General features: G+C 68.6%; 9 protein-coding genes. 6 read left to right on the top strand and 3 right to left on the bottom strand.

The genetic code is table 11. The features are described from left to right. The first annotated feature begins 42 nt into the window (after window positions 1-42). The 4 genes from ABB22_RS11095 (at window position 43) to ABB22_RS11080 (ending at window position 4,443) form a co-directional block, all read left to right on the top strand. Window positions 43-468, top strand: a complete 426-nt coding sequence (locus tag ABB22_RS11095) for a DNA polymerase III subunit chi (RefSeq protein ID WP_055766067.1) — start codon at window positions 43-45, stop codon at window positions 466-468. 12 nt (window positions 469-480) lie between these two features. Next, complete coding sequence (locus tag ABB22_RS11090) at window positions 481-669, top strand: YqaE/Pmp3 family membrane protein (protein WP_055766068.1); 189 nt, start codon at window positions 481-483, stop codon at window positions 667-669. Window positions 670-702: 33 nt separating this feature from the next. Further along, on the top strand, window positions 703-3,528 hold the full coding sequence (locus ABB22_RS11085; protein WP_055766071.1) for a valine--tRNA ligase: 2,826 nt from the start codon (window positions 703-705) through the stop codon (window positions 3,526-3,528). Between the two features lie 90 nt (window positions 3,529-3,618). Further along, a complete protein-coding gene (locus tag ABB22_RS11080; protein WP_055766074.1) occupies window positions 3,619-4,443 on the top strand; it encodes an EamA family transporter in 825 nt (274 codons plus the stop codon). 15 nt (window positions 4,444-4,458) lie between these two features. Here ABB22_RS11080 and rimI read toward each other — a convergent pair whose 3' ends face one another. Genes rimI through pssA form a run of 3 tightly spaced genes read right to left on the bottom strand, consistent with a single transcriptional unit; the run spans window position 4,459 to window position 6,184 of the window. Beyond that, window positions 4,459-4,956 carry a ribosomal protein S18-alanine N-acetyltransferase gene (gene rimI, locus ABB22_RS11075; RefSeq protein ID WP_055766077.1) on the bottom strand — a complete coding sequence of 166 codons (498 nt, stop codon included), beginning with the start codon at window positions 4,954-4,956 and terminating at the stop codon, window positions 4,459-4,461. Continuing rightward, window positions 4,953-5,348, bottom strand: a complete 396-nt coding sequence (locus ABB22_RS11070; RefSeq protein ID WP_082443545.1) for a hypothetical protein — start codon at window positions 5,346-5,348, stop codon at window positions 4,953-4,955. Before ABB22_RS11070 ends, rimI begins: the two co-directional genes overlap by 4 nt. A gap of 56 nt (window positions 5,349-5,404) precedes the next feature. Continuing rightward, on the bottom strand, window positions 5,405-6,184 hold the full coding sequence (gene pssA, locus ABB22_RS11065) for a CDP-diacylglycerol--serine O-phosphatidyltransferase (protein ID WP_055766083.1): 780 nt from the start codon (window positions 6,182-6,184) through the stop codon (window positions 5,405-5,407). An 82-nt stretch (window positions 6,185-6,266) separates the two neighbouring features. Here pssA and ABB22_RS11060 point away from each other — a divergent pair, with 82 nt between their 5' ends. Together ABB22_RS11060 and ABB22_RS11055 are read left to right on the top strand one after the other, a co-directional pair. Next, window positions 6,267-6,650 (top strand): DUF4124 domain-containing protein, encoded by a 384-nt coding sequence (locus ABB22_RS11060; protein WP_055766087.1) that lies wholly within the window; start codon window positions 6,267-6,269, stop codon window positions 6,648-6,650. 74 nt (window positions 6,651-6,724) lie between these two features. Next, entirely contained in the window at window positions 6,725-8,419 is a 1,695-nt protein-coding gene (locus ABB22_RS11055; protein ID WP_055766090.1) for a proline--tRNA ligase, read from the top strand. Window positions 8,420-8,465 lie beyond the last annotated feature (46 nt).

Genomic DNA, 8,465 nt, shown 5'->3' with positions numbered 1-8,465 from the left:
ATCCATGCCCCCCTTCCCCCTCCCTCTTCCCGGTTACCTGCCTTGACCCGCGCCGATTTCTACCTGATCGCCAAGCCCCGTTTCCTCACCGAGCCGCTGAAGCTGGTGTGCGAACTGGCGCGCAAGGCCAACGACACCAGCCAGTACACGCTGGTGCTGGCGCGCGACGCGGCGCAGGCCGAGGAACTGGACGAGCTGCTGTGGTCGTTCGACCCGGACGCCTACATCCCGCACCAGATCGTCGGCGAGGACGTGGACGAGGAAGAAGCCATCGTGCTGATCGCCGCGCCCGGCGCCGACGCGCCGGAGCGGCCGCTGGTGATCAACCTGCGCGACGAACCTTACCTGGGCGGCTGCGAGCGGGTGCTGGAAGTGGTGCCGGCCGATCCGGCCGCGCGCGAACCGCTGCGCGAGCGCTGGCGCCAGTACAAGGCCGCCGGCTACGCGCTCAACAAACACGACATGTAAAGGACGACCCCCATGCGCCTGCTCATTGCCCTGCTCCTGCCGTGGCTGGCCTTTTTCACCATCGGCCGGCCGATCTCCGGCATTGTCTGCCTCATCCTGCAGATCACGTTGATCGGCTGGGTACCTGCCGCGATCTGGGCTGCATACGCGGTCAGCCAGTACCACACCGACCAGAAGATCAAGCGCGCCTTCGGCCGCTGATCTCCCTCCCACGTTCTTTCCGGTTTCCCCCGCATGACCCAACTCGCCTCCAGCTACGACCCCAAATCCTTTGAAACCGCGCTCTACGAGTCGTGGGAGAAAGCCGGGCTGTTCAAGCCGTCCGGCAAGGGCGAGCCCTACACCATCCTGCTGCCGCCGCCGAACGTCACCGGCACCCTGCACATGGGCCACGCCTTCCAGCAGACGCTGATGGATGCGCTGATCCGATACCACCGCATGCGCGGCTACGACACGCTGTGGCAGGTGGGTACCGACCACGCCGGCATCGCCACCGAGATGGTGGTCAGCCGCAACCTGGCGCTGGAAGGCAAGGGCGAAACCCGCGACTCGCTGGGCCGCGACGGCTTCATCGACAAGGTGTGGGAGTGGAAGGCGCACTCGGGCAATGTGATCGAAGGCCAGATGCGCCGCCTCGGCACCTCGGCCGACTGGTCGCGCAGCACCTTCACCATGGACCCGGGCCCGAGCGAGGCGGTGATCGAGTCCTTCCTCCGCTGGCACGAGCAGGGCCTGATCTACCGTGGCCAGCGCCTGGTCAACTGGGACCCGGTGTTGAAGACCGCCATTTCCGACCTGGAAGTGGAGAGCGTCGAGGAAGACGGTTTCCTGTGGTCGATCGCCTATGCGCTGGAAGACGGCGCCAGCTACGAGCATGTCGAGGTCGATGCCGACGGCAACGAGACCCTGCGTGAAACCCGCAATTACCTCGTGGTCGCCACCACCCGCCCGGAAACCCTGCTCGGCGACACCGCGGTGATGGTGCACCCGGAAGACGCGCGCTACGCGCACCTGATCGGCAAGCGTGTGACCCTGCCGCTGACCGGCCGCAGCGTGCCGGTGATCGGCGACGACTACGTCGACAAGGCGTTCGGCACCGGCGTGGTCAAGGTGACCCCGGCGCATGACTTCAACGACTACCAGGTGGGCGTGCGCCACAGCCTGCCGATGATCAACCTGTTCACCCCGGTGGCCGCGCTGAACGAAAACGCCCCGGAAAAGTACCGCGGGCTGGACCGTTACGAAGCGCGCAAGGTGATCCTGGCCGAGCTGGAAGACCTGGGCATACTGGTCGAAACCAAGGCGCACAAACTGCAGGTGCCGCGCGGCGACCGCACCGGCCAGGTGATCGAGCCCTATCTGACCGACCAGTGGTTCGTGAAGATGGACGGGCTGGCCAAGCGCGGCCTGGAACTGATTGAGAACGGTTCGATCAAGTTCGTGCCGGGTAACTGGATCAACACCTACCGCCATTGGATGGAGAACATCCAGGATTGGTGCATCAGCCGCCAGCTGTGGTGGGGCCACCGCATCCCGGCATGGTTCGACGAAGCGGGCAACTGCTACGTCGGCCGCAATGAAGCCGAGGCCCGCGCCAAGGCCGGCCTGGGCGACGACGTGGTGCTCACCCAGGACAGCGACGTGCTGGAGACCTGGTTCTCCTCGCAGCTGTGGCCGTTCTCCACCCTGGGCTGGCCGAACGAAGCGGCGATGGCCGAGCGCGGCTTTGAGCGCTACCTGCCGTCGAACGTGCTGATCACCGGCTTCGACATCATCTTCTTCTGGGTGGCGCGCATGATCATGGCCACCGACAGCTTCACCGGCCAGATCCCGTTCAAGGACGTCTATATCACCGGCCTGATCCGTGATGGGCAGGGCCAGAAGATGTCCAAGTCCAAGGGCAATGTGCTCGATCCGCTGGACATCATCGACGGCATCAGCATCGACGACCTGGTGGCCAAGCGCACCCACGGCCTGATGCAGCCGAAGATGGCCGAGAAGATCGAGAAGGCCACGCGCAGGGAATTCCCGGACGGCATCATCGCCCACGGTGCCGATGCGCTGCGCTTCACCATCGCCGCGCTGGCCACCCATGGCCGCGACATCAAGTTCGACATGAGCCGCGCCGAGGGCTACAAGAACTTCTGCAACAAGCTGTGGAACGCCAGCCGCTTCACCCTGATGAACACCGAGGGCGCGAGCTTCACTGGCGCGCCACAGCCGCGCACCGATGCCGAACGCTGGATCCTCGCACGCCTGGCCAAGGTCGCCGCCGAAGCGCAGCAGCACTTCGCCGACTACCGCTTCGACCTGCTGTCGCAGGCCCTGTACGAATTCGTCTGGAACGAGTTCTGCGATTGGTTCCTGGAGCTGACCAAGCCGGCATTGAACGGTAGTGATGCGGCGGATGCGGAGAGTACCCGCCACACCCTGCTGTACGTGCTGGAAGCGGTGCTGCGCCTGCTGCACCCGCTGACCCCGTTCGTTACCGAGCAGCTGTGGCAGCAGGTGGCACCGCGACTGGGTATCGATGCCGAGTCGCTGTCGCTGCGCGCGTACCCGACCGCGGAGGAGTTTGCCGGCGATTACGCGCCGGCCGAAGTCGATGTGGAATGGTTCAAGACCATGGTCAGCGCCCTGCGCCGCGTGCGCAGCGAGTTGAACGTACCGCCGTCCAGGCAGGTGCGCCTGCTGCTGCAGGGTGGACAGGCCGCCGATCGTGCGCGTGTCGAACGCTTCGCTTCGCAGCTGCGCTTCCTGCTCAAGCTGGAAAGCATTGATTGGTTGGCCGCCGATGCGGTGACGCCGCCGGCCGCAGCCGCGATTGTCGGTGAGCTCAAGCTGCTGGTGCCGCTGGAAGGCCTGGTCGACCTGGATGCCGAGCGTGCGCGCCTGGACAAGGAAATCGCCCGCGTGTCCGCCGAGAAGGAAAAGAGCGAGACCAAGCTGTCCAGGTTCACCGACAAGGTGCCGGCAGCGGTGGTCGAACAGGAGCGCGTGCGCCTGCTCGACTGGAACAGCCAGCTGGCCGGCCTGCAGGAACAGCGCGCCAAGCTGTAAACGCGCCGCTGCAGCGATGGAAACGCCGCCGGCGGGCGGCGTTTCCATTTGCGGCTATCCTGCGCCCTTTCCCCGCACCACGGGCATGCGATGTCGCTGGCGATCTTCTGCGCGGTGCTGTGCGCCGCCCTGCTGCATGCCGGCTGGAACGCCATCGTCAAACTCGGTGGCGACAAGCTGCTGACCACGATCCTGGTCACCGGCTGGGCCGCCCTCCTGTCCGCGCTGGCACTGCCGTGGCTGCCGCTTCCCGCGCCGCCAAGCTGGCCATGGCTGGCCGCGTCGGCCGTGCTGCAGGTCGGCTATTACGTCCTGGTCGCGCGTGCCTACCAGGTCGCCGACATGAGCCTGTCCTATCCGCTGATGCGCGGCTGCGCGCCGCTGCTGGTGGCGCTGGCCGGCAGCCTGGCATTCGGCGAGCGCCTGCCGGCAAGCGGTTGGCTCGGCATCGCGGTGGTCAGCGCCGGCATCCTGGGCATGGCCGGCGGCGGCGCCCGACACCACCTGCGGCTGCCGCTGTCCATCGCCGTGCTGATCGCCACCTATACCCTGGTCGACGCGCGGGGCGCGCGCCTGTCCGGCAACGCGGCGAGCTACACGCTGTGGCTGTTCCTGCTGTCCGGCCTGCCCCTGCCGCTGTGGGCGCTGTACGCCCGCCGCGCGCAGCTGCGCAGCCACCTGCGCGGCAACTGGGGGCGCGGGCTGGTCGGCGGCTTCGGCACCACCGCGTCCTACGGCATCGCGCTGTGGGCGATGACCCTTGCGCCGGTGGCGATCATCGCCGCGCTGCGCGAGACCTCGATCCTGTTCGCGCTGCTGATTTCGGCCGTCGTGCTGAAGGAACGCATCGACCGCAGGCGCCTGCTCGCCGCGGCGCTCATCGTGGCCGGCGTGGCCCTGCTGCGACTGGGTTGAACCGGGCCGCGCGCCTCACAGCGGCGGCATGCGGGCGATGTCCTCGTCCACCAGTTCCATCGCCATCACCAGCGCGTCCTCGCGCCCGCTCCCGGCCGGGTAGTAGCGCGGGCGGCGGCCGATCTCGTTGAAGCCCTCGCTGTGGTACAGCGCGATGGCCGATGTATTGGACGGGCGCACCTCCAGGAACACCCGCGCCGCGCCGTGCTGCCGCGCCAACCGCACCAGGTCGCGCAGCAGGCGCCGCCCGAGCCCGCGCGACTGGCGCAGCGGATCGACGCAGACGTTGAGCACGTGCGCCTCGTCGGCGGCGATGCTCAGCAGCCCATAGCCGAGCAGGCCGGCGTCCCCCACCAGCACGCGCCCCGGATAGCCGGCGCGCAGGCAGTCCTGGAAAATGCCGCGGGCCCAGGGAAACGGATAGGCGCGCAGCTCGATCTCCATCACCGCGTCCAGGTCGCCCTCGTGCATCGGGCGCAGCACGGGGGCCGGCATCGCCGCCACCGCGCTCACTGCCGCTGCTTCCGCCGAAGCTCGCGCAGTTGCGGCCACAGCGCGCGCTTGGCGGCGGGATCGGCGCGCAGCTCGGCCAGCGGCCAGCTGTCCATCAGCGCGCGGGTTCCCGGATCGTTGGGATTGCAGCCGGAAGCGCGCAGCAGCGCGATCTGCAGGCGGTCGGGCAGGCGCAGTCCGCCACGACGCGCCGCCGGCCGGGCCTCCGGCGCGGTGGCCGGCGCATCAGGCGGCGTCGGCGCGGGCGCTTCGCGGCGCGGTGGCGGCGTGCGCACGGGAGCCGGTGCGGGAGCGGCGTCGATATCGGCCGCGGCCGGCATCGCGGTGCGTGCCACCGCCTGCGGCAGCGGCGCATCCAGCACACCGCCCTCCAGATAGACCCCATAGCCCATCGCCTGCAGCCATGCCTGCTGCTGCGGCGACCACAACGGCCTGGACGCGGCGGCGTTCACTGCACCTTGCTGGCCGGCTGGCGCCAACGCTGCCACAGCCACATCGCCGGGCCGGACAGCGCGTACAGCACGCCGACCACGAACAGGGTACGCGGCAGGTCCACCACCATGATGGCGATGATGATCGGCACCAGCGCCAGCACCACGAAGGGCACGCGCTCAGAGCGCGGCCCCTTCTCGCCGCCGCCCTTGAAGCTCCAGAAGCGGATGCGGCTGACCATCAGCAGGCCGGCGACGATGGCCACCGCCAGCGCCACGTAGCGCAGCTCCTCGCCGCTCCAGCCCAGGTTGCCGTCGGCGAAGGCCCAGACGAAGGACATCATCAGCCCCGCCGCCGCCGGACTGGCCAGGCCCACGAACCAGCGCTTGTCCACCGTCCCGACCTGGGTATTGAACCGGGCCAGGCGCAGCGCCGCGCAGGCTGCGTACAGGAAGGCCGCCAGCCAGCCGACGCGGCCCATCACGTCGCCGTCGAACTTCAGCGAGGACAACGACCAGTGGTACATCACCAGCGCCGGCGCCATGCCGAAGCTGACCAGGTCGGCCAGCGAGTCGTACTGCACGCCGAATTCGCTGCTGGTGCCGGTCAGGCGCGCCACGCGCCCGTCCAGCCCGTCCATGACTCCGGCCACGAACACCGCGATGCTCGCGTTGACGAAGTCGCCGTTGGAGGCGGCGATGATGGCGTAGAAGCCGGCGAACAGCCCGGCGGTGGTGAACAGGTTCGGCAGCAGGTAGATGCTGCGCGAACGCGGCGGCGGTCTCGTTTCGTCCATGGGACCAGTTTAATCGACTTGCCAGCCGCGTCACCGGGTGCTGCAATCGGCCCTTCACCCCGTCCAAGCGACCGGAGTCGCCATGCGCGCCCTGCCCCGTTTCTGCTGCCTGCTGGTACTGGCCAGCGCCGCCCACGGCGCCATTGCCGGCAACGGCAACCTGTACAAGTGGAAGGACGCCAACGGCGTGACCCAGTATTCGGAGCGCCCCCCGGCCGGGCAGAAGTACGAAACCCGCCGCATCAGCGCCTCCGGCGAGCCGGTGGCCGCGGCCGAACCGGACAAGGCCGGCGAGGATCCGCAGTGCACCGCGGCGCGGCGCAACCTGGAACTGCTGGCCGGCAATGGCCCGCTGATGCAGGACACCAACGGCGACGGCAAGCCGGACACCCCCCTGGACGACGCCCAGCGCGCGGCGCAGAAGCAGCTCGCCGAGGCGAGCGCGGCGGTCTACTGCAAGAAATAGCCGCGCCGCGCCGGCCCTTGCGGCGCCGGGGCTTCTGGCAGAATAGGCGGTCCGCCGTTCCGTGAAGCCTCCCCATGCGCCTTTCCCGCTTCCACCTGCACACCACCAAGGAAACCCCCGCCGACGCCGAGCTGGTCAGCCACAAGCTGATGCTGCGCGCGGGCATGATCCGCAAGCTGGCCTCGGGCCTGTACACCTGGTCGCCGCTGGGCCTGCGCGTGCTGCGCAAGGTGGAAGGCATCGTCCGCGAGGAAATGAACCGCGCCGGCGCGGTGGAACTGCAGCTGCCGACCATCCAGCCGAAGGAACTGTGGGAAGAAACCGGCCGCTGGGAGAAGTTCGGCGGCCAGCTGCTGAAGATCAAGGACCGCAAGGAGCAGGAATACTGCTACAGCCCCACCGCCGAGGAGGCCATCACCGACTTCGCGCGCCAGGAGCTGTCCAGCTACAAGCAGCTGCCGGTCAATTTCTACCAGGTGCAGACCAAGTTCCGCGACGAGATCCGCCCGCGCTTCGGGGTGATGCGTGCGCGCGAGTTCCTGATGAAGGACGCCTATTCCTTCCACCTTGACGAGGCCAGCCTGGTGGCCGAGTACGAGAACATGAAGGCCGCCTACACCCGCATCTTCACCCGCCTGGGGCTGGAGTTCCGCGCGGTGCAGGCCGATTCGGGCGCGATCGGCGGCGACGCCTCGCAGGAATTCCACGTGATCGCCGATTCGGGCGAGGACGCGCTGGTGTTCTCCACCGGCTCGGACTACGCCGCCAACGTCGAGGCCGCCATCGCCGCCGACCCGGCACCGCGCGGCGCGGCGGCCGAGGCGCTGCGCAAGGTCGAAACCCCGACGCAGAAGACCTGCGAGGAAGTGGCGGCGCTGATGGGCATCGCCCTGCTGCGCACGGTCAAGTCGATCGCGGTGATGACCGCCGGCGACGAATTCGTGCTGGCGCTGGTGCGCGGCGACCACGACGTCAACGAGATCAAGCTGGCCAAGGTGCCCGGCCTGGCCGATTACCGTATGGCCAGCGAAGCCGAGATCGCCGACTACCTGGGCAGCGAGCCCGGCTTCCTCGGCCCGCTGGATCCGCGCAAGGCCATCCGCATCGTCGCCGACCGCGAGGTCGCGGCGATGGCCGACTTCGTCGTCGGCGCCAACGAAAAGGGTTTCCACATCGCCGGCGTGAACTGGGGCCGCGACCTGGCCGAGCCGGAAGTGGCCGACATCCGCAACGTGGTGGCCGGCGACCGCGCCCACGATGGCGGCGAACTGAAGATCGCGCGCGGCATCGAGGTCGGCCACGTATTCCAGCTCGGCCGCAAATACGCCGAGGCACTCAAGGCCACGGTGCTGGACGAGAACGGCAAGGCCGCGGTGATGGCGATGGGCTGTTATGGCATCGGCGTATCGCGCATCGTCGCCGCCGCCATCGAGCAGAACCACGACGAGGCCGGCATCCTCTGGCCGGTGGCGATGGCGCCGTGGCAGGCGGTGGTGTGCATGATCAACCCGAAGCAGGACGCGGCCGTCACCGCCGCCGCCGAGGCGCTGCTGGCCGAACTGCAGGCCGCCGGCGTCGACGCCGCGCTGGACGACCGCGGCCTGCGCCCGGGCGCGATGTTCGCCGACATGGAACTGATCGGCATTCCGCACCGCATCGTGGTGTCCGAACGCGGCCTGGCCGCCGGCACCTACGAATACCGGGCGCGCTCGGCCAGCGAGGCCGAAAATCTGGACAGGGCCGGGCTGCTGCTGAAAATCGCCGGTTGATCGCGGAAAGGCCGGGACGAAAACCCGGCCTTTTCTCACGGAAACA

Source organism: Stenotrophomonas nitritireducens (assembly GCF_001431425.1).
Taxonomy (GTDB): Bacteria; Pseudomonadota; Gammaproteobacteria; order Xanthomonadales; family Xanthomonadaceae; genus Stenotrophomonas; species Stenotrophomonas nitritireducens.
The sequence above is the reverse complement of the archived record's forward strand: the minus strand, read 5'-3'. Positions and strand labels throughout refer to the sequence as shown.